The organism is Sphingobacterium paludis (assembly GCF_004364125.1).
GTDB classification, from domain to species: Bacteria; Bacteroidota; Bacteroidia; order Sphingobacteriales; family Sphingobacteriaceae; genus Sphingobacterium; species Sphingobacterium paludis.
Genome location: NZ_SNZV01000002.1, coordinates 216786 through 237027, shown reverse-complemented (window position 1 = coordinate 237027; position 20242 = coordinate 216786). Strand labels below are relative to the sequence as shown.

Genomic DNA, 20242 nt, shown 5'->3' with positions numbered 1-20242 from the left:
TTCTACTTTTTAGAAGCTATTTGCTTTTTAAGATCTCGCTCTACCCAAAATGAAACAATAGGGATCAACGACACGACGAAATACGTTATCACCCTTTTGATCGGCCATTTATACTCATTCCAGCACATAATCAGTAGAATGACAAATAGCACGACCAAGAAACCATGGATGGAGCCAGCGACTTTGACGGCTTCAGGCACATCGGCCAGATACTTAAGCGGCATCGCTAAAAAGAACAGGACAACCGTTGAAATGGCTTCCCACAAGGCAATCTGTTGAAAAATTCGTAACATAACTGATTCACAAATAATTTCCGCAAACATACGCCAAAAAGAAAGAGCTTGGCCGATTTAGTCATCTATTGACCTAAAATTGACAACTATGTGCGTAATCCGTTACGTAGCGCTCAATAAACCGAAAAAACGGTTGTTTGTTACCCGAAAAAATATGTATTTTTGAGAGTTCAGAAGAAGAACAAAGTCTTAACTACAAATATTTTCGAGTGGTATATCGTGCGCTAATTTTTTGCACGTCAATATACACTTAAGACGTTAAAATTAACATACATATGAATTACGACATCGTAGTAATCGGTAGTGGTCCTGGAGGATATGTAGCTGCTATCCGTGCATCTCAATTAGGTTTCAAAACCGCAATCATTGAACGCGAAGCATTAGGAGGAATCTGCTTAAATTGGGGGTGTATCCCGACCAAAGCCTTGTTGAAAAGTGCTCAGGTTTTCGAATACTTGAACCATGCCGAAGAATACGGTATCAAAGTAGAAGGTGGAGAAGCTGATTTTTCCGCTATTGTCAAAAGAAGCCGCGGTGTGGCAGATGGCATGAGCAAAGGCATCCAGTTCTTAATGAAAAAGAACAAGATCGATGTCATCATGGGTACGGCCAAAGTTAAAAAAGGCGGCAAAATCGAAGTAAAAGGTGCCGATGGTGCCGTCAAGGAATACAGTGCGAAGCACACAATCTTAGCGACGGGCGCACGTTCACGCGAGTTACCTAATCTGCCGCAAGATGGTAAAAAAATCATTGGCTATCGCCAAGCGATGAATCTTCCGAAGCAACCTAAATCGCTTGTTGTGGTGGGTTCAGGAGCTATTGGTGTTGAATTTGCTTATTTCTACAGCGCTATCGGCACACAGGTTACTATTGTAGAATTCATGGACAGAATTGTTCCGGTAGAAGACGAGGAAGTGTCTAAACAACTGGAGAAGTCGCTTAAAAAGGCTGGCATCACCATTTTGACCAAATCAGAAGTCCAGTCGGTTGATACCGCAGGTGATTTGAGCAAAGTTTCCATCAAAACAGCAAAGGGTACCGAGACAATTGAAGCAGAGATCGTGCTGTCTGCAGTTGGTATCACACCAAATATCGAAAACTTAGGCCTAGAAGAGGCTGGCATTAAAACCGACAAAGGTCGTGTACTGGTTGACGATTTTTACAAAACCAATGTAGATGGCGTTTACGCTATTGGCGATATCGTTAAGGGACAGGCTCTGGCCCACGTTGCCTCGGCTGAAGGTATTACCTGTGTAGAAAAGATTAAAGGTCTTCACGTGGAACCAATCGATTACAACAACATCCCTGGTTGTACATACTGCTCGCCAGAGATTGCTTCCGTTGGCTATACAGAAAAAGCGGCGAAAGACGCTGGTTATGAAGTAAAAGTTGGTAAATTCCCATTCTCAGCTTCTGGAAAAGCTTCTGCCGCTGGTGCAAAAGACGGTTTCGTAAAATTGGTTTTTGATGCCAAATATGGTGAATTATTGGGTGCACACATGATCGGAGCAAACGTTACCGAAATGATCGCAGAAATTGTTGTTGCCAGAAAACTGGAGACAACGGGGCACGAGATGATCAAAGCGATCCATCCGCATCCAACCATGAGTGAAGCGATTATGGAAGCTGCAGCTGACGCTTACGGCGAAGTGATCCACTTATAAAAAATAAGATCTGGAAAGACCGCATACATAAAAAAGGACGACGTGAGCGTCATCCCAGAAGGAGGCAAAAAGACGGAGCAATCTTAGTGTTTGAAAAAATGTAGATTGCTTCGTCATGCGTCCTAGCAAAGACGATTTTTCAGGTCTTTAACAGCCTTTTCATCCATCTACACCGATGTGCAAGCGTCTTCCAAAGGCTCGATACTGCTACTTGAAATGAAGAAACAGGGACTTTTTTCCACAGCACCTGCCAACCTTACCTTTTATCCCGAATACACGTTTGAAGCGAATGCTGTGCTCAACTAATTTTTGAGTTCCAATTTGGATTCAAAAACAACAGCCTGAGGTTTTGTATCCTCTGTGCTCCCGATTTGCGAAAAGAGCATTTCTGCAGCTCGTCTTGCCTGACGGTCAGGATATTGTTCTATACTTCCCATCGGTGGGTTCTCCATGTATTTCCATAATGGATAATTCGCGTAGCTAATAAAAAAGATATCCCGTTTCTGTACGAGCCCTTTTTGTCGCACATGCTTAATCACATCCAAAGTCACGAAGTCGTTAAATGATACAATCGCTGAAGGACGGTCAGGAAGCAACAAAAGCTTTTCCATCGCTTCGATATTTCCATTCTCCGTTAAATCGGTATTGACCACGTATTTTTCATCGAATGAGAGATTCTCTTTTAAGAGTGCTTGTCTGTAGGCAGCGGCCCGTTCCTGTGAAGCAAGTAAGTTCTCGGGACCATTTATCAACGCGATATTTTTATGACCAATGGAAGCAAATGATTGTATAGCCTCCCGCATGCCCGATGACAAATCGCTATACACCTTATTCACCCCTTCAATCTTAGGCACGCAGTCAAAAAAGACGATCGGCACCTCCGATTCCTTGAGCATATTTACAAATCCCAAATCTTCGGTATTTTTTCCCAAAGACATCAATATACCATCTACGCGATGCTTTTTGAAGGTGTGTATAATCTGCAGCTCTCTTTCCGCGTCATCATGAGATTGCCCCATTAATACCGTATAGTTTTGCTCGGCCGCCACATTTTCAATTTCGCTAATAGCGGAGGAAAAAAAAGGCTCCGATAAACTCGGCAAAATAACGCCTATCGTAAATGTACGACGCTGCTTGAAAAATATTGCGGTTTGATTAGGCTCGTAGTGCAGTTCTTGAGCCATCTTCTTTACACGCATTGTTGTTACTAAACCAATACTGGGATGGTCATTTAATGCTCGCGAAACTGTCGATGCCGAAATCTTCAGCTTGCGTGCGATTTCTTTGATCGTGGCAGGCTTCTTTTTCATATACTATTGGCTATTGGGATAAGTAAAGATTTTCTCTTTCCGCCATATTTGATAACGGAAACCTAAACTTACTGTTTTTTCAAGACTTCTCAGACAATTTTCTAGATAAATTTCTCTACATCGGTGCAATTTGGTCATCGAAATCAGTCACAAATTCTACATCATCGGGGGAAACTTCATAATCCTGCGCGATAAAATCTAGGGGAACAAGTTTTCTAAAAGTCAATTCTTTTACGAAATAAACTTTTAGCAAGGGCAAGTACTCGCTAACGTCTTGCCAGTCGATATGCTTCAGCTTGTTAAGCTGTTCCACCGGATTTCCGTCTGTCAAAATCCCCACCTTTTTTCCCGCAGCAAAGAGTGACAGTAAAGTCGTCTTTGTTTCCTCACGTAAAAATAGCTTAAGCGGTAAATGCGCATTGGTACGTAAGCGTTCAAAATTTTCAAGGTAGCTATCTTCCAGTTCAAACTGACGCAAGGCAGCAGGTATGACAGCATCCTCTCCTTCGGCTTCAAAAACCATGGTCAGATAGCCCAGTAGTTCTTTACTTAGCTCCCGGCCTTCTGTGTACTCCACAAAATTCGCAAAGAGGTAGTAGACTTGTAACAAGTAATCCCGTTTTGGGATCAGTACATCGTCTATCTCAAACATATAGACGGATCTATCGAATGTCATATTTCAATCTTACCCATTAAACCATACAGAGGGCAGCCTCTTCACCCTCATCAGCTAAAACAAACGCTCCCGATAGCGAGGAGTCAACCAAATTTTGGCCTGTGAAAATATCATTGCCCTCTTTTACAACATGGATGGTTAGCGAAGAAGGCGGATTTTCCAGTATATAACAGACATCGGGACGTTTCGGCAACAAAACAGTTATCCCATATTCTTCGAATAACACACGTGTTTCGTTCAGCGGTTGCAATTCACTCTTTCCTAAAGGCAGCACATGGGTATAGCCCTCGTCCAAACAAAGCTTTAGTAGCTCATGCGCAAAAGTAGGGTTTACTGCTGTTGGAATTTGTCGGTAGTCTCCCTTCAATAATATCGAGGGAATTTGTTCACAGCTTGCATAATGGCAGGTAAATATTGTCGATAGAAGCTTCCCAAGTCGTTGCGCAAATGGGCGCGTGCCATAAGTTATTAACAGTTTATCCATGTACTAAAGTATTTGCCCATCACGCATGTGAATGGTTCTGTCGGATATGTTGGCCAACTCTTCGTTATGCGTCACAATGATAAAGGTTTGGTTCAGGGAATCACGCAATTCAAAAAATAGCTTATGTAAAGAGGCTGCGTTTTCAGAATCCAAATTGCCTGAAGGCTCGTCGGCCAAAATCAAAGCGGGGTTGTTCATAAGTGCTCGAGCCACAGAAACACGCTGTTGCTCTCCACCAGACATTTCTGAAGGCTTATGCTCGGAGCGATGCTTTACCCCTAGTCGGTCAAGCAACTCCATCCCGCGCAACTCCGATTGCTTTTTATTTTTGCCACTGATAAACGCGGGTATACACACATTTTCTAGAGCCGTAAATTCTGGCAATAAATGGTGAAACTGGAAAACAAAGCCGATGTGTTCATTTCTAAATAAACTCATCTTTTTCTGACTTAATTCCCCTACGTTGACGTCGTTGATCACCAACCTCCCGCGGTCGGGCTTATCCAGTGTGCCAATAATGTGGAGCAACGTACTTTTACCGGCACCTGAGGCACCCACGATAGAGACAATCTCACCTTTCGCCACAGTGAGATCTACACCACGAAGAATAGGAAGCTGTCCAAACGATTTATGTATTTGACTTGCCTTCAATATCATATTGCGAAGGTAATGAAAAAGGAAGAAAACTATCGGAAGATTTCAATGCGATTGAAACCACCGCAAAATAGCCTCCATTATAACGTTTTTTACCAAAGAATTACTTGCCCCTTCCATTTAAAAACCATATTTTTACCACAAATTTTTTAAGATGAACATTCACGAATATCAAGCAAAAGAAATACTTAAAGGTTTTGGTGTAAGAGTTCAAGAAGGAATTCTTGCGGAAACTCCAGAGCAAGCTGTTCAAGCTGCACAAAAATTAAAACAAGATTTTAATTCAGACTGGGTGGTTGTAAAAGCGCAGATTCACGCTGGTGGCCGTGGTAAAGGCGGTGGTGTGAAGTTAGCTAAAAACCACGATGAAGTACAACAACGTGCTACCGACATCATTGGTATGCAATTGGTTACTCCGCAGACTGGTTCCGAAGGCAAGAAAGTTCACAAAGTTTTGGTTGCACAGGATGTGTATTACCCTGGAGAAAGCGAAATCAAAGAATTCTATGTTTCCGTGTTGCTAGATCGTGCTAAAGGCCGCAATATCATCATGTACTCTACAGAAGGTGGAATGGACATTGAAGAAGTAGCTGAAAAAACGCCACACTTAATCTTCAAAGAAGAGGTAGATCCTAAGGCGGGCCTACAAGGGTTCCAAGCGCGGAAAATAGCGTTTAACTTAGGTCTTGCTGGACCCGCGCACAAAGAAATGGTTAAGTTTATTAGTGCGCTTTACAAAGCATACGATACCATTGATGCATCGTTGTTCGAAATCAATCCAGTACTAAAAACGTCAGACGACAAAATCTTAGCTGTTGATGCGAAGGTAAATTTTGACGAAAACGCATTGTATCGTCATGCTGATTATGCTGCTCTGCGCGACGTACTCGAAGAAGATCCTACAGAAGTTGAAGCAGGAGCTTCTAACTTAAACTACGTAAAATTAGATGGTAACGTAGGCTGTATGGTTAACGGTGCCGGTTTAGCGATGGCAACTATGGACATTATCAAGATTGCAGGTGGTGAACCAGCAAACTTCTTGGACGTAGGTGGTACAGCTAACGCAGAAACTGTTAAAGCTGGTTTCAATATCATCTTAAAAGATCCGAATGTGAAAGCAATCTTGATTAATATTTTTGGTGGTATCGTTCGTTGTGATCGTGTTGCCCAAGGTGTTATCGACGCTTACAATGAAATTGGCGATATTCCAGTGCCTATCATTGTTCGTCTGCAAGGAACAAATGCTGCTGAAGCGAAAAAATTGATCGATGATTCAGGCTTGAAAGTATACTCAGCTATTTTATTGAAAGAAGCAGCTGAACTTGTTACTAAAGTATTGAAAGGATAATTTTTCTTTTTTATAAGTTTAAAAGCCTTTAGAACGCATGCTAAAGGCTTTTTTGTTTGCTGGGGCTTCAGTAGATAATGTAATCCTCAAGCGCCCATCCTCCCAAGAGCGTGCGCGCTCCTACCTAGCGGAAACCATCTTCCACAAAGCCCTATCGACTTTATCAACCAGATGAACTTTATAGGCGTATTTAAAAAATAATAAACTATTTTTGTAAGCTCAAATCCGACAACATAAGACGCTCATTATTGCATACTCATGGAACATACACGTATAAAACAACTGTTACAGTCAGAAGAAATTGGCAAAGAAGTTATTGTCAAAGGATGGGTCAGGACATTTCGCAACAACCAGTTTATTGCGATCAATGATGGCTCCACCATACACAATATTCAAGCCGTAGTTGATTTTGAAAACACCGATGAGACACTCTTGAAAAGAATAACTACTGGCGCCGCGCTTCGCGTGAAAGGCACGCTTGTGGCGTCACTTGGAAAAGGGCAACGTGTAGAAATCAAAGTAACGGAGCTTTCTATTTTAGGGGATTCTGATCCAGAGAAATTTCCATTGCAACCTAAAAAGCATAGCTTAGAATTTTTACGGGAGATTGCGCATCTACGCTTCCGTACAGGCACCTTCAATGCCATCTTCAAGGTCCGCAATGCCCTGGCCTTTGCTGTCAATAAATTTTTCTACGATCGGGATTTTGTGTATATGCATACCCCAATTATCACGGGATCCGATGCCGAAGGAGCGGGCGAAATGTTTCGCGTCACAACACTAGACCTGAACAGCCTACCACGCACGGAAGCTGGCGAGATTGACTTTAAGGAGGATTTTTTCGGAAAATCGACAAACCTTACCGTTTCTGGTCAGTTGGAGGGCGAATTGGCCGCAATGGCTTTTGGCAATATCTATACGTTCGGACCTACTTTCCGTGCCGAAAACTCAAACACGACCCGGCATTTAGCAGAGTTTTGGATGATTGAGCCTGAAATGGCCTTCTATGAGCTGGAAGACAATATGGATCTTGCAGAGGAGCTTTTAAAATATGTAATAAACTATGCCCTTACAGCTTGTTCTGATGAAATAGAGTTCTTGAGAAACCGTTTGCTGGAAGAAGAGAAATCGAAGCCACAGGCTGAACGTTCAGAGCTTGACCTTGTAGCGAAATTGCAATTCGTGGTACAGAATGAATTTGAACGCGTGAGTTACACGGATGCCATTGAGATTTTGAAACGCAGCAAGCCCAATCAAAAGAAGCAATTCAAATACCTTATCGAAGAATGGGGTGCTGATTTGCAGTCGGAGCACGAACGCTACCTCGTAGAAAAGCACTTTAAAAAACCCGTTATCCTGACAGATTACCCGCGTGAAATAAAATCATTCTACATGAAACAGAATGAACCCGATGCTCAAGGGCGTCAAACTGTGCGCGCTATGGATATCTTGTTTCCTGGAATCGGTGAAATGGTGGGGGGATCACAGCGTGAGGAAAACTTGGAAAAACTATTGACGCGCATGGCAGAAGTAGGTATTCCCGAAGAAGAGATGGATTGGTTTCTAGACACCCGTCGTTTCGGCTCAGCACCGCACTCGGGTTTCGGCGTAGGTTTTGAGCGCCTCGTTCTATTCGTTACGGGTATGACCAACATTCGCGATGTCATACCGTTTCCTAGAACGCCTAAAAACGCAGAGTTTTAAACAAGACATGTATATCACCGCCGAACATTTTCTATGTTCGGCGGTTCTATTTTACAGGGTACTTTAAAAAAAACGATCACGGCGAATCGCCGATAAGCGGTTCGATAAAAAAGAGCAAGATGTTATTAAAAATATACGAAGACAATCCCAATCCTAAAGCCATTCAACAGGCAGTAGAGGTGCTTAAAAAAGGCGGTGTTATCATCTACCCTACAGATACCGTATATGGGATAGGCTGTGATATAACCAACCAAAAAGCGATTGAACGGGTCTGCCAAATTCGTGGGTTGAAACCTGAAAAATCAAACCTATCGTTCATTTGCTACGATCTTACCGATATCTCCAACTATACCAAACCGTTCGACACGGCTGTTTTCCGGGTGTTGAAAAAGGCACTGCCAGGGCCTTTCACGTTTATCTTTAATGCAAGCGGGCAAGTCCCTAAATTGTTAAGTTCAAAAAAGAAGACTGTCGGTATTCGGGTTCCAGACAACAACGTTGTACGCGAGATTGTAAAAGAGCTGGGTAATCCGATTGTATCATCATCCATTCACGATGAAGATGAGATCATCGAGTACTCGACTGATCCGGAATTGATCTATGAAAAGTATCAAGACCTGGTGGATATCGTGATTGATGGAGGCTACGGCGGCAATGTGGCCTCAACGGTAGTTGATCTTACAGCAGGCGAATTTGAAGTGCTTCGTGAAGGAAAAGGTGATCTGGAAGATTACTTATAGATCGACCTTTTCTTGTTCTTCCACTCGCTTTTTCAATGCATAGTTGAATGCCCTAAAACCTTCTTGTGTAGGTCCCAAGATCATCTTTCTCAAGAACGGAACCAATATACCACTAAAATATTCGCCTTGTATAAATTCTGTTGTTCCATTTGCCAATGGCTTCAGCATGAAATAGTGCTCGCCGTCAAAAATGCCGGGCAAGAACAATCGACCTCGCCAACGCAGCTCTTTGTTAGCCGAAAGGCGAAGCACCTTGGGATGCATCGTCATTCTTTTTCCGTTGGGTTGCTGCAACAAAACAGTGATTGATTTTCCTACTTCGGGGGCTGATGCCAAAAAACGTACGGTTGGACTCCATTCATGATACGCCTGAAAGTTGGCGAACACGGCCCAGACTTCATCCGACGATGCGTTAATGGTCACCTGCTGTTCTATATGTAATTTTCCCATAGCCCGAAAATAGTAGATCGCCCGCAGCATTCACTTGATAAAAATCAAGAAAACTGTTTTGCGCGAATTCGGCTTAAGGTCTCGGCGCTCATGCCCAAAACCGAAGCGATGTATTGTAAAGGCACCTGATTGAAATGTTGGGGAAACATGCTAAAATAACGCTCGTAGCGCTCTTCTGCCGATAATGCGATAAAATCAAAAATACGGCTTTCCATCAACGCAAAACACTTGGCTACAAATCGCTTTTCCATCTTATTCCATTCGGGCAATTCCGCTTCGAACCGCAGATAGTCTGTATAAGAAAGCGTCCACAGCGTGGTATCCGATAGCGCGCGGATGTTCCAGCGCGCTGGCTGCCGAAAAAGAAAGGATGATACATCTGTCAGAAAGTGGCCCGCATCGCCGATCCATTGTGTGACCTCCTTCTTATCCGTTTCCGCGTACACGCGAACCAGACCGGAAGCTATAAAACTGAATCTATTGCAGCGCTCTCCCGTTTCAAGAAAAAAGGCATTTTTAGGGAGTACTTCTGGTGTAAACTTATCCGCAAACTGCAGTGCATGCGTTTTTGAGATTTGGAAGGCTTCACTAAAGATAGCGGCGATATCCATGACTAAAGGATAATAAACTCTTCAACCACAACGTGCCCTACGTATTCATTAACACGCCCGATAATCTGTCGACGCATCATAGCCAGTTCGTTTTTGATTACGGCAGACTCCACGCGCACGAAGAGTTTTTTATCGTGAATATAGATCTTTTGGGTACGATTGGCGATGGCACTCCCAATAATTTTGGGCCAAGCCGTTACGATGGATGATTCATCAAATTTCGAACGCAGCCGGTAGACTTCGATCCATTTTTCAACGGCCTCTTTAATGCCGACATCATCCTTCGTCGGAATTTCATCAAATTTCTTCTTATACATCTACCCTGCCTCCTTTAACTTCAAAAATACGAATTGGCTTTCCTATTTCCTCAAAGATACGTCTTATTCTTTCCCCATCGGTATCGGTCAAGAAAATCTGGCCAAATTCATCGTCAGACACGAGCTTCATGAGCTTACGGGTGCGATGAACGTCAAGCTTATCAAAAATATCGTCCAGTAACAGCAGGGGCTTGTAGCTTTTGCAGCTACGCAGAAAACTGTATTGAGCCAGTTTCAACGCAATTAAAAAGGATTTTTGCTGACCTTGGGAGCCAAACTTCTTCAGCAGCATGCCCTCGTGTATCGTAAACAAAAGATCATCTTTATGGATCCCCTGCGTGGTACGTTCCAACAAACGATCTTTTTCCAATGAGTTTCTTAACAGGTTTTCGAAACCGTCGCGCATCAAAGGCGAATCATACACCAAAGAAACCGTCTCCGCCCCTTCTGCAAGAAAAGCATAGTAGCGTTCAAATTCTGGAAGAAAAGCTTCCATAAAGCGCTTCCTTCGTAAGAAAATGCGCTCCCCGACATTCGCCAACTGCGCATCCAAAACTTCCAACAGACCGATATCAAACACGCCTCTTTCCTTGATCTGCTTGAGTAAGGTATTTCGCTGCAACAAAATTTTATTGTATTGGATGAGTATATCCAAATAATGGTTGTCGGTTTGCGAGATGACATTGTCCATAAATTTGCGCCGCTCTTCGCTCCCCTCGGTCACAATATTAGTATCACTGGGCGAAATCATCACCAGCGGAAACTGACCAATATGGTCGGCGAGTCTTTGGTAATCTTTCTTGTTTTTCTTGAACTGCTTCTTTTGGTTTCTTTTGAGGCTACATGATATAGTATCAGCGGCGTATTCTTTATCAAATTCGCCTTGCACCATAAACCAATCCTCTCCCTTCTTGATATGTTGCGCATCAATAGGATTAAAATAAGACTTGCAAAGGGCAAGGTAGTGAATGGCATCCAGCAAATTGGTTTTACCCGCACCGTTGGTACCCGCAAATGCATTTGCTTGCGGCAAAAATTCTAAAGAAGACTCCGTATAGTTTTTAAAATTTAAAACGGAAAGTTGTTTTAGCCACATGTAGAAAAGGGAAAAATCAAAAATAACTATTAAAAAACGAAGGGGCAAAATCTATTGCCCCGTACTATTAAATAATTTCAGAATACAGATTTACTTTATCTCTTCAAAATCTACGAATTCACCTGCAGTCTGGGTTCCCTTTCTATCTTTTGCTTCATCCGTTGGCACATAATCTACGCGGATCTCTCCCTGATGTTCGGCTGACTTTTGTTGTTTAAACTGATCAAATGGATTGGTACTCTGGTATTGATATTGTCCTCCTCCTGTCTGTCCCTGTTGTGCTTTCTGCATTAACCGTTCCGTCATCTTGCGCAATGCAAACGGCATTAGTAGGCGAAAAAGATACTTTACGCCGTAAAACACAATAAAAAATATAACGATAAATTTCAATAAAGATTCCATGCTCAAACTATTTTACCAAATTTACTAAAAATCTGGAAACCGTTTCGTCAATAAAATGTCAGCATGATGGCGTTAACAGAATTTAACGTCGTGATGTTGTGGCAATGGTCTAGCTTTTCAATTTGGCTTTGGCCTCATTCACTGCCCGGACAAGTTCCGCCGCACGGTAAGAGCCGATGATGTAAACCAATCCCTCCTTATCTGTGAGCCATACAGAGTCCTTTCCACCAGAATAGAAGCGAATTTTACCGTTTTTATGGAGATTGTAAACCGGATTATTAAAGATAAACAGGCTGTAAGGCTTACGTTCCACTTTGACAATATTGTAGAGGTCGATCTTTACCAAACGGGAAGACCAAAGCCCACTGATAATAAGAAACTTCTCTCCCACCACCGTCTTGTAATGAACCATATAGATCATAATAACCGAGACGATGATGATGCTGACGCCTACGATAAAAAACAATTGGCTTGACGCCAAATGATTAAGATTTAGATAGTAAGCCACAAAGCAAAACAATACCAAAATCATACGCACGCTTAGCCAGGTCGCATCACGCCCTAAGTATTGCTTTTCCTGAAATATATACTGTTCGTCCATAGCCCTTATTTGTAAACTAAAGTAAACACTTTTTTTGTACTTTTCGTAATCCGATAGCGGTTATCCATTCGATAGCCGGCGATCCATAGGATATGGCCATTGCCATTTATCAACAGCGGTATCTGCTTCTTCGTATACCGATCAATCTTTTGCTGAATAAAAAAGTCACTCACCTTTTGTCTTCCTGACATGCCCAACGGATAGAATGCGTCGCCTTCTTCCCAAAAGCGAATCCGTAAAGGAAAAATTAAATGATCAAAATCCAGCTTTGCTATCGTAGTATCCCGCACGATGGATACGTCCTCGCTCAGGTTCGTCTCAAAAATTCGATCGCAGAAACGGGTTAGCGCGCTATCCATTTGCACATCTACGGTACCAGTAGGTCCCTCGTGGGGTTCTGTCAAATGCCTTAGGCGGATGACATGCCTATCCAAAAGCATTTCATAGTCCGGAGACTGGAAATACCGCCCTGATTCGCCCTCCCAGGCGCCCTGAAGATCTTGCAATACCGATTTGGAAAAGCCATAAGGTCGAAATAGCTCAAACAGTAAACTGAGATTGTCTATGTAGGGTGCCAAGGCCGTTTTAAGAAGTTCGATGTCCCTTGCCTTACGCAAAAAAAGTTGTTCTCGAATAGGGCTTACAAAAGATTGTAGCAGTCGGTAAGATTCTTGAAAATTAGCGATATTGTCGACCATAATCGCGTCAAAATCTGGACTGATTTCTTTCAGCTTCGGGACCACTTCCAGACGGATCTTGTTGCGTGCATACTTTGTCGAAAAATTTGATTGATCGTCTCGAAAAGGTATCGCAAGACTTGCCACCTGTGCCGTTACCTGCTCACTGGAAAGAAATAGTAGGGGTCGGATAAGATGCCCTTGTTTAGGCAATATTCCACGAAGCCCGCGAAGCCCTGTGCCGCGTGTCAAGTTGAGCAATGTCGTCTCGATATGATCGTTCTGATGTTGCGCGATAGCAATCCATTCCGCGCTTTCTTGCACGCGCAACTCTTCAAACCATAGGTAGCGCAATTCGCGAGCGGCCATTTGGATAGAAATATGCTTATCTTCGGCATAACGCGCCGTGTCAAAATCGCGTCGCACAAAAGGCACTTTATACGCCTTCGCAAATTCGCGAACCAGTGCCTCATCTTTGTCCGACTCTGCACCTCGCAGTTTGAAATTACAGTGAGCAATCACACACGCATAACCAGCTTCTATAAACAAATAAGCCATCAGCATCGAGTCTCGCCCACCGCTCACAGCCAGCACAATGCGATGATTCTCGGAAATACATAAAGACTCCTGCAGGTGTTTTCGAAATTGACGAAGCAAATCCATAGGTCAAAGTTAAGAGATTATTGCTGCCAAAAGTATTTACCGGGAAAATTTGTCCTTTAACATTTTTTTGCTTTTTTATTAGCTATTTTTGCGCTCGTGAAACACTGTTTAGCCTTCATATTCGCATTGCTTTGCCTCCAAACTCTATTCGCTCAAGACGAACTGAGATTGGTTTCCTCTCGCTACAGTACTATTATTGAGCAGAAGGGATTTAGCAGCATCCAACCGGTATATTCGCATAAAGGGAATACACTTTCGGCAGATAGCGGTATCTTATATGAAGACGAGTTGAAGCGGCAATTTTTTGAAGCATTCGGAAACGTGGTTATCACGCAGCCATCAGGAACGGTGATTTACGCGGATCGTCTGCATTACGACGCGACACCGCAAATAGCTACCCTAACGAATAATGTGCGTATGGTAGATGCGAACTCCGTATTGACGACAAATTTCCTTGTATACAAGATGCGCGAAAAAATAGGCACATACACGGGCGGCGGCCGCATTATCTCTAAAGGCGACACCATCACGTCAAAAAATGCCTATTATTTCGAGAACACGAAGGATGCCTATTTTCGAAACAAAGTAGTTGTTCGCACAGCCAATGTAAAAATATACACCGATACGATGCGCTATAATTCCGCGCAGCGCATGACCTATTTTTTCGGGCCAACAAATATCAAAGGTACAAAAGGAGAGAATTTGTACACGGAAAAAGGAAACTACAACACCGAGACCGGCGTTGCAAACTTTTCAAAGAATAACCTCTATACGGAAGGAACCCGTTTTCTAAAAGGTGACAGCCTGCATTACGAACGTGCATCAGGCATAGGAAAAGCTTTTCGGAATGTAGTTTTTGTAGACACCTTAGATAAGTTTTACGCGCAGGGCGGATATGGCCTTTACAACCAGCTTGATGAGTCCATAACCATGACCGAGAAACCGCTGATTACGATGGTCGTAAATAATGACTCTACCGAGACGGCGCCCCCCGATAGCACGGCACAAGCCCCCCTAGAAACTGATTCAAAGAAAAACAAACGAAAAAAAGAAACCGAAGAAGTGGCCGTAAGTTTAGCGGATGAAAATACAGGGCTAGGCAGTGACTCCACCGCAGTAACAACGCTAAAGCCAGAGAAGCCTGCCGTGGATTCGGTGTATATGACCGCCGACACGCTGTTTTCTCGCATGATATTATTGAAAGATTACAAAGCGCTAAAATTCAACCTAGACCGCAGCGGTGGAGAACTTGATGTGGACGAGGATGTGGACTACGGAGACGATGATGGTTTCGATATCGGCGACAATGGCGAAGGAGAAAATTTGCTACAAGATTCTACGTTAGTTGATACCGCAGGTGTAGATAGTCTCCTGAAAAAAGAATCGCCCGGAACGGCGCAAGAGCCGGTTAGTAAAGGTACAGAAGTGAAAAAAGCTCCGGCCAAACAGCCTACAAAAACACCACCGGCCCGCGTACCACCGGAAACAGATATTGCAAAGACTTTACAGCAAGATTCTGTTATTCGCCAGCGCGCCATTGTGCCGCGCGAAGCCGAGGCAGATAGTTTGATCAACCAGGCGCTAACCGCGGTACAGAAACCTGATACCGCTTTTAAGGACACCTCCAATCAAGCGTATCTTGACACAGCTCGAACCCGGATTGTGAAGGCCTACTACAATGTCCGCATGTTTAAATCAGATCTGCAAGCGGTCGCCGATTCAGTATACTATGGGATGGCCGACTCGATGTTCCGCTTTATGGGACGACCTATGATATGGGCCGATGGATCACAGATCTCATCAGATACGATATACATGCAGATCAGGAACCAGAAAATGGATAATGCCTTGTTGATAGCGAATGCATTCATGGTGAATGCCGTTTTGGATTCCATCAAGTACAATCAGTTGAAGGGAAGAAAGATCACCGCTTTCTTCGCCAACAATTCCATCGATCGGATGTACGTAGATGGAAACGCGGAAAACCTCGTATTCTCTACCAACGACAAAACCAATACAATTACGGAAATGTTTCATGATCGAGGAGCCCGAATAAAGATCAAGATGGAAGGCAAAAAGATCATCGACTATATTACTATCCGCAAGGTGGATCAAAAAGTATATCCATTCCGTTTGGTGAACCAGGAGAACGAAGTGCTGCCCGGTTTTATTTGGCGACCGCAAGATCGACCTCAATCCAAAGAAGACATGATCAATCGTAAGCGTGAGATACCAAAAGATGGTGTGTCTGGTGCAGAAGGAAATGAAGCAAAAAGTCCGACGGATATAACGACAGAGCCGGATGATGCTGCAACGGAGGCTCCGGTACAACCTGTGAAACCGGCAGCGCGCGAAGGCGAAAAGGCAACCACCGCAGCAGAAAAAAAGAGCGAGTCGGGAAGCACGGCACCACCTATACGCTAGGCACACAAAACGACCCCGCAAAACAGAACATAATCCCTTATTTCACGCCAAGGACGGGCTGTACTTACCCCGGAAACGGAAACTTACTTACGCAACAAAAAGTCAGCAAGCTTTGCCACAGCAATCGAACGGTGACTGATCGCGTTTTTCTCGGCAGGAGTCATTTCGGCAAACGTCTTTTCATAGCCATTCGGAACAAAAATTGGATCGTACCCAAAACCGGCTACGCCACGACGTTCGGTAACGATAGTACCTTCGATAGTGCCTTCGAAAAAGTGTTGCTGCTCGTTTAGATAAAGCGAAATAACCGTACGAAATTGAGCAGCGCGATTTGCATTTGTACCTAAACGATGCAGCACCAGATCAATATTTTTCTCCATATCTCGGCTACCCGAATACCGTGCTGAATATACACCAGGCTCATTATTCAAGGCTTGTATTTCCAATCCAGAATCATCGCCAAAGCAATAAAGCCCATATTTATTGACTAGGTAATCGGTTTTTTGCTGCGCATTTTCTTCAAAGGTCACACCCGTTTCCGGTATGTCATCATGACAATCGATATCCGCCAAGGATTTGATAACGAACTTACCATCGACAATGGATTGCACTTCTTCTAATTTATGGGCGTTGTTTGTGGCAAATACGAGTTCAAGCATTCTTTGGAAAGTAAAAGGTAAAAATTAAAAAGTCAAAAGTTAGAAGTTAAAAGTTAGAAGTTAGAAGTCAAAATTAAAAAGTCAAAAGTTAGAAGTCAAAATTAAAAATTCAAAAGTTAGAAGTTAAAAGTTAGAAGTCAAAATTTAAAAGTCAAAAGTTAGAAGTTAAAAGTTAAAATTAGACGTTAGACAAACTAAAACATAACCACACAACTTACTGTAATCTACCATCTATCATCTAAGTACTATCATCTATTATCTAAGTACTACCATCTATTATCTATCTACTACCATCTATTATCTATCTACTACCATCTATTATCTAAGTACTAATAAACGTCTTAAACTCGTTCCAGAACAGCTTCTTTTTTTCGACGTCGGCAAACATCTCTTCAAAGCTAAAGGTATTGAACACGGTAGCGATACGCCCTTTCATATAGGCGTTATGTCCGATAGCAGGCAAGTTGAGCGAAGACGGCTCGACACCTAATAGGGTGATCTTCTTCGGCTCGAAAAAGGTCATGATACGTTTGAAGTCATTGGGGTTTTGTGCGTTCGCCAGATTCACAACAGCGACATTCGCTAACGTCAGCTTCAAGGCGCCGATAGTTTTTACGAAGGCCTCTTCTGCCTGTGGTGAAAAGTATGGATAGGATGGGTAACGCAGGATAAAAAGTATACCGGTCGATTTATCGCCGGTGTAGACAAATTCCTCAGCAGCGGTCGAAGTTTCCTGCGGCAGCGCCAAGATCTCGTCTGCTCCATTAGGCTGTGAAAAGAGGGCTTCCGCACCGGAGGTGAAGATGGTCTCCGACATAAGAGCCTGTAAAGCTGCTGCATTGTGCGTAACCAAGTTGCTCATCGTTCTAAATTTACCCTATTTGACAAAAGAGGAGCAAGAAGATATGCTATCCTTGCTCCTGTAAAGTATGTAATGTTTCTCTACGATTAGTGTCCTAACACGTACGAAAAAATCAATGGAACCACGATAGTCGCATCAGATTCAACAACGAATTTCGGTGTATCGATGTCCAATTTGCCCCAAGTAATCTTTTCGTTTGGCACAGCCCCGGAATAAGAACCGTAAGAAGTTGTTGAATCAGAGATCTGACAGAAATAAGCCCAGAAGGGCACATCTTCCCACTCTAAATCCTGATACATCATCGGTACGACGCAGATCGGGAAATCACCAGAAATACCACCGGCAACCTGAAAGAAACCGACACCCTTACCTGCCGAATTTGCACGGTACCACTCGCTTAAGTAGATCATGTATTCGATACCTGATTTTACGGTGCTTGCCTGTAGTTTACCTTTAATAACATTTGCAGCAAAGATATTTCCCGTTGTAGAATCTTCCCAGCCTGGACATACGATTGGCAAATTTTTCTCTGCCGCTGCTACAATCCAAGAATTTTTAGGGTCGATTTCATAATATTGCTCTAAGATACCCGAGTTCACTACTTGATACAAAAATTCATGTGGGAAGTAGCGTTCGCCTTTTTCTTCCGCGGCATGCCATACATCTTCCAGATGTTTTTGTAAACGGCGGAAAGCTTCTTCCTCTGGAATACAGGTATCCGTTACGCGGTTATAGTGTTGGTCAAGTAATTCTCGTTCCTGCTCCGGTGTAAGATCACGGTAATTAGGCACACGTTTATAGTGAGAGTGGGCTACCAAGTTCATCACATCTTCCTCCAAGTTTGCGCCTGTACATGATATAAACTGTACTTTATCCTGACGGATCATTTCAGCCAAAGAAATGCCCAACTCCGCAGTACTCATGGCACCGCCTAAAGAGATTAACATCTTGCCACCATCTAAGAGGTGAGCTTCGTAACCTTTCGCCGCGTCAACTAATGCTGCCGCATTAAAATGCAGGTAATTTTTCTCCAAAAACTGAGAAATAGGACCTTTTTGTGTACTCATAGTTTTCAATTTTCTATCTTCTCACAAAGGTAGGTAATATATTCATCATCTTCGAAAGGATGAGGGGGAATATTGACCAGAAAGCCTTTAAAGACAGCCTGCGATGGTTGGCTTGGGGATCACTTCCGTTTTAGCAATCGACTAAAAATCTGCCAAAAGAAAACGACCGGCATAACAAGAATGGCCAGTATTATTATTTCTTCTAGGCCATTGTCCACAGCAAACAGGTTACCCTCATATATTTTCTTATCTTTTGCTAAATCGTCCATTGTTCACATTTCTCCAAAAACTTCGGATCAACATCAGCACCAATTCCGGGCGCTTCACTAACAGACACACGATATCCATCAAATTGAACACCACCAGTAATCGGATCTAGAAGGTGACCAATCATGCAGGTATCCAAATCGTAGAATTTTACGTTTGCTGCGGCGTACGCGAAATGAACCTTGGCCGAGAGTGCCAAACGAGACTCCAACATGCCGCCAATCATACAGGGCACTTCATAATCAGCAGCCACGGCTTGTATTTTTAGCGCTTCTGCAATACCGGATGATTTAGAAAATTTGATGTTGATATAATCGCAGGCGTCGGTTCTACAAAGGCGATCGGCATCTTGCGGGCTGCAAACCGATTCATCTGCCATAAGGGGTATAATGGTCTGGCTGCGTAGTTCCGGCAACAGATGATCGTTGTGACTACGCATCGGCTGTTCGCAAAACTGAATCTTAAACGGCTCCATACCGTGAAGTGCCTCCACAGCATCCTCAAATGACCAACCTTGGTTGGCATCGATGCGCAACGGAATATCAAATCCGACGGCACGACGAATGGCGCGTATTCGCTCCACGTCATCTTTCGGTCTTTTCCCGAGCTTCACCTTTAAAACAGCAGCGCCCGCGGCTTTGAATGCCTCGGCTTTTTGCGCCATCACGTTGGGTTCGCCCAAACCAATCGTAATATCCGTCACAATATCCTTCCGCTGCCCACCTAAAAATCTGTACAGGGGTAGGCCCGCTTGCTTCGCAGCAAGATCATGCAAAGCAATGTCAAAAGCTGATTTTATCGTGGCATTGCCCGCAATAAAAAGATCCAGCTCTGCCATACGATCCTTGATCGCTAACGGGTTCTTACCCTTCCAAATGCGTGCAAAATCACGCGCAAGCACTAAGCAGGTATCTTGTGTTTCACCCACAATCATCGGAAAGGCAGAACATTCGCCAAGGCCGTAAAAACCGGAGTCTGTGTGTATACGGATGCAGGTATTTTGCGCGTAATCCATCACCCCTGTTGCAATAACGAAAGGCTCCATGGGAATACTGAATCTATAAATGTCGATGGAAGTAATGATCATTCGGGTCTGAAAGTTAGATGTTGGGAATAAAGCTATAAAATTTATTTTATTTATCCCGCAAATTGAACTCGGCAGTGAAAATTGGAAATTGTTCACCGACATCACCCGAAGCATAACCGATTTCGTCTTTGTACAATCATGCGTCCCCTTAAACGCGTTATTTTACCGATGTAAAAGCGTCAAATT

21 protein-coding genes are annotated in these 20242 nt (G+C 43.4%); 5 read left to right on the top strand and 16 right to left on the bottom strand.

The window, feature by feature from the left end; all coding sequences use genetic code 11:
* Positions 1-2 precede the first annotated feature (2 nt).
* Positions 3-293: a DUF3817 domain-containing protein gene (locus B0I21_RS03930; protein ID WP_243835942.1), complete on the bottom strand. Its 291-nt coding sequence runs from the start codon at positions 291-293 to the stop codon at positions 3-5.
* A gap of 275 nt (positions 294-568) precedes the next feature.
* On the opposite strand from B0I21_RS03930, the gene lpdA reads away from it, so the two are divergent.
* Positions 569-1957, top strand: coding sequence for a dihydrolipoyl dehydrogenase (gene lpdA / locus B0I21_RS03925; RefSeq protein WP_133639168.1), 1389 nt, complete (start codon positions 569-571; stop codon positions 1955-1957).
* A gap of 302 nt (positions 1958-2259) precedes the next feature.
* On the opposite strand, the gene B0I21_RS03920 is transcribed toward lpdA, so the two are convergent.
* From B0I21_RS03920 to B0I21_RS03905, 4 genes are all read right to left on the bottom strand, one after another.
* Positions 2260-3267, bottom strand: a complete 1008-nt coding sequence (locus B0I21_RS03920) for a LacI family DNA-binding transcriptional regulator (protein ID WP_133639167.1) — start codon at positions 3265-3267, stop codon at positions 2260-2262.
* A 115-nt stretch (positions 3268-3382) separates the two neighbouring features.
* Positions 3383-3943, bottom strand: a complete 561-nt coding sequence (locus tag B0I21_RS03915; protein ID WP_133639166.1) for an HAD family hydrolase — start codon at positions 3941-3943, stop codon at positions 3383-3385.
* A gap of 16 nt (positions 3944-3959) precedes the next feature.
* Positions 3960-4427, bottom strand: a complete 468-nt coding sequence (locus tag B0I21_RS03910) for a hypothetical protein (protein WP_133639165.1) — start codon at positions 4425-4427, stop codon at positions 3960-3962.
* A 3-nt stretch (positions 4428-4430) separates the two neighbouring features.
* Positions 4431-5081: an ABC transporter ATP-binding protein gene (locus tag B0I21_RS03905; protein ID WP_208292271.1), complete on the bottom strand. Its 651-nt coding sequence runs from the start codon at positions 5079-5081 to the stop codon at positions 4431-4433.
* Positions 5082-5235: 154 nt separating this feature from the next.
* On the opposite strand from B0I21_RS03905, the gene sucC reads away from it, so the two are divergent.
* The 3 genes from sucC (at position 5236) to B0I21_RS03890 (ending at position 8873) form a co-directional block, all read left to right on the top strand.
* Complete coding sequence (sucC, locus tag B0I21_RS03900) at positions 5236-6429, top strand: ADP-forming succinate--CoA ligase subunit beta (protein ID WP_133639163.1); 1194 nt, start codon at positions 5236-5238, stop codon at positions 6427-6429.
* 258 nt (positions 6430-6687) lie between these two features.
* Entirely contained in the window at positions 6688-8133 is a 1446-nt protein-coding gene (asnS, locus tag B0I21_RS03895) for an asparagine--tRNA ligase (RefSeq protein ID WP_133639162.1), read from the top strand.
* Positions 8134-8252: 119 nt separating this feature from the next.
* On the top strand, positions 8253-8873 hold the full coding sequence (locus B0I21_RS03890; RefSeq protein ID WP_133639161.1) for an L-threonylcarbamoyladenylate synthase: 621 nt from the start codon (positions 8253-8255) through the stop codon (positions 8871-8873).
* Here B0I21_RS03890 and B0I21_RS03885 read toward each other — a convergent pair.
* From B0I21_RS03885 to tilS, 7 genes are all read right to left on the bottom strand, one after another.
* Positions 8868-9323, bottom strand: a complete 456-nt coding sequence (locus B0I21_RS03885; RefSeq protein WP_166637768.1) for an SRPBCC domain-containing protein — start codon at positions 9321-9323, stop codon at positions 8868-8870. The genes B0I21_RS03890 and B0I21_RS03885 overlap by 6 nt on opposite strands.
* A gap of 44 nt (positions 9324-9367) precedes the next feature.
* Positions 9368-9934 (bottom strand): Crp/Fnr family transcriptional regulator, encoded by a 567-nt coding sequence (locus B0I21_RS03880; protein ID WP_133639159.1) that lies wholly within the window; start codon positions 9932-9934, stop codon positions 9368-9370.
* A 2-nt stretch (positions 9935-9936) separates the two neighbouring features.
* The gene (locus tag B0I21_RS03875; RefSeq protein WP_037495902.1) at positions 9937-10251 is read right to left on the bottom strand and encodes a DUF721 domain-containing protein; all 315 of its coding nucleotides are present in this window, start codon (positions 10249-10251) and stop codon (positions 9937-9939) included.
* The gene (gene recF / locus B0I21_RS03870) at positions 10244-11347 is read right to left on the bottom strand and encodes a DNA replication/repair protein RecF (protein ID WP_133639158.1); all 1104 of its coding nucleotides are present in this window, start codon (positions 11345-11347) and stop codon (positions 10244-10246) included. Before recF ends, B0I21_RS03875 begins: the two co-directional genes overlap by 8 nt.
* Positions 11348-11437: 90 nt before the next feature.
* On the bottom strand, positions 11438-11749 hold the full coding sequence (locus B0I21_RS03865; RefSeq protein WP_133639157.1) for a DUF4834 family protein: 312 nt from the start codon (positions 11747-11749) through the stop codon (positions 11438-11440).
* Between the two features lie 109 nt (positions 11750-11858).
* Complete coding sequence (locus tag B0I21_RS03860; RefSeq protein WP_133639156.1) at positions 11859-12350, bottom strand: hypothetical protein; 492 nt, start codon at positions 12348-12350, stop codon at positions 11859-11861.
* 5 nt (positions 12351-12355) lie between these two features.
* Positions 12356-13690, bottom strand: coding sequence for a tRNA lysidine(34) synthetase TilS (tilS, locus tag B0I21_RS03855; protein ID WP_133639155.1), 1335 nt, complete (start codon positions 13688-13690; stop codon positions 12356-12358).
* 96 nt (positions 13691-13786) lie between these two features.
* Here tilS and B0I21_RS03850 point away from each other — a divergent pair, with 96 nt between their 5' ends.
* The gene (locus B0I21_RS03850; RefSeq protein ID WP_243835941.1) at positions 13787-16114 is read left to right on the top strand and encodes an OstA-like protein; all 2328 of its coding nucleotides are present in this window, start codon (positions 13787-13789) and stop codon (positions 16112-16114) included.
* An 83-nt stretch (positions 16115-16197) separates the two neighbouring features.
* Here the strand turns inward: B0I21_RS03850 and rdgB are convergent, their stop codons facing one another.
* From rdgB to B0I21_RS03830, 4 genes are all read right to left on the bottom strand, one after another.
* The gene (gene rdgB / locus B0I21_RS03845) at positions 16198-16773 is read right to left on the bottom strand and encodes an RdgB/HAM1 family non-canonical purine NTP pyrophosphatase (RefSeq protein ID WP_133639154.1); all 576 of its coding nucleotides are present in this window, start codon (positions 16771-16773) and stop codon (positions 16198-16200) included.
* A gap of 322 nt (positions 16774-17095) precedes the next feature.
* On the bottom strand, positions 17096-17635 hold the full coding sequence (locus tag B0I21_RS03840; protein WP_133639153.1) for a hypothetical protein: 540 nt from the start codon (positions 17633-17635) through the stop codon (positions 17096-17098).
* An 86-nt stretch (positions 17636-17721) separates the two neighbouring features.
* Positions 17722-18702, bottom strand: a complete 981-nt coding sequence (locus B0I21_RS03835; protein WP_133639152.1) for a deoxyhypusine synthase family protein — start codon at positions 18700-18702, stop codon at positions 17722-17724.
* Between the two features lie 256 nt (positions 18703-18958).
* Positions 18959-20056, bottom strand: coding sequence for a mandelate racemase/muconate lactonizing enzyme family protein (locus tag B0I21_RS03830; RefSeq protein WP_133639151.1), 1098 nt, complete (start codon positions 20054-20056; stop codon positions 18959-18961).
* Positions 20057-20242 lie beyond the last annotated feature (186 nt).

What these genes read in the sequence shown, in the direction of transcription:
- B0I21_RS03930 (WP_243835942.1), bottom strand. Translation starts at nt 293, where the DNA reads ATGTTACGAATTTTTCAACAGATTGCCTTGTGGGAAGCCATTTCAACG.
- lpdA (WP_133639168.1), top strand. Translation starts at nt 569, where the DNA reads ATGAATTACGACATCGTAGTAATCGGTAGTGGTCCTGGAGGATATGTA.
- B0I21_RS03920 (WP_133639167.1), bottom strand. Translation starts at nt 3,267, where the DNA reads ATGAAAAAGAAGCCTGCCACGATCAAAGAAATCGCACGCAAGCTGAAG.
- B0I21_RS03915 (WP_133639166.1), bottom strand. Translation starts at nt 3,943, where the DNA reads ATGACATTCGATAGATCCGTCTATATGTTTGAGATAGACGATGTACTG.
- B0I21_RS03910 (WP_133639165.1), bottom strand. Translation starts at nt 4,427, where the DNA reads ATGGATAAACTGTTAATAACTTATGGCACGCGCCCATTTGCGCAACGA.
- sucC (WP_133639163.1), top strand. Translation starts at nt 5,236, where the DNA reads ATGAACATTCACGAATATCAAGCAAAAGAAATACTTAAAGGTTTTGGT.
- asnS (WP_133639162.1), top strand. Translation starts at nt 6,688, where the DNA reads ATGGAACATACACGTATAAAACAACTGTTACAGTCAGAAGAAATTGGC.
- B0I21_RS03890 (WP_133639161.1), top strand. Translation starts at nt 8,253, where the DNA reads ATGTTATTAAAAATATACGAAGACAATCCCAATCCTAAAGCCATTCAA.
- B0I21_RS03885 (WP_166637768.1), bottom strand. Translation starts at nt 9,323, where the DNA reads ATGGGAAAATTACATATAGAACAGCAGGTGACCATTAACGCATCGTCG.
- B0I21_RS03880 (WP_133639159.1), bottom strand. Translation starts at nt 9,934, where the DNA reads ATGGATATCGCCGCTATCTTTAGTGAAGCCTTCCAAATCTCAAAAACG.
- B0I21_RS03875 (WP_037495902.1), bottom strand. Translation starts at nt 10,251, where the DNA reads ATGTATAAGAAGAAATTTGATGAAATTCCGACGAAGGATGATGTCGGC.
- recF (WP_133639158.1), bottom strand. Translation starts at nt 11,347, where the DNA reads ATGTGGCTAAAACAACTTTCCGTTTTAAATTTTAAAAACTATACGGAG.
- B0I21_RS03865 (WP_133639157.1), bottom strand. Translation starts at nt 11,749, where the DNA reads ATGGAATCTTTATTGAAATTTATCGTTATATTTTTTATTGTGTTTTAC.
- B0I21_RS03860 (WP_133639156.1), bottom strand. Translation starts at nt 12,350, where the DNA reads ATGGACGAACAGTATATATTTCAGGAAAAGCAATACTTAGGGCGTGAT.
- tilS (WP_133639155.1), bottom strand. Translation starts at nt 13,690, where the DNA reads ATGGATTTGCTTCGTCAATTTCGAAAACACCTGCAGGAGTCTTTATGT.
- rdgB (WP_133639154.1), bottom strand. Translation starts at nt 16,773, where the DNA reads ATGCTTGAACTCGTATTTGCCACAAACAACGCCCATAAATTAGAAGAA.
- B0I21_RS03840 (WP_133639153.1), bottom strand. Translation starts at nt 17,635, where the DNA reads ATGAGCAACTTGGTTACGCACAATGCAGCAGCTTTACAGGCTCTTATG.
- B0I21_RS03835 (WP_133639152.1), bottom strand. Translation starts at nt 18,702, where the DNA reads ATGAGTACACAAAAAGGTCCTATTTCTCAGTTTTTGGAGAAAAATTAC.
- B0I21_RS03830 (WP_133639151.1), bottom strand. Translation starts at nt 20,056, where the DNA reads ATGATCATTACTTCCATCGACATTTATAGATTCAGTATTCCCATGGAG.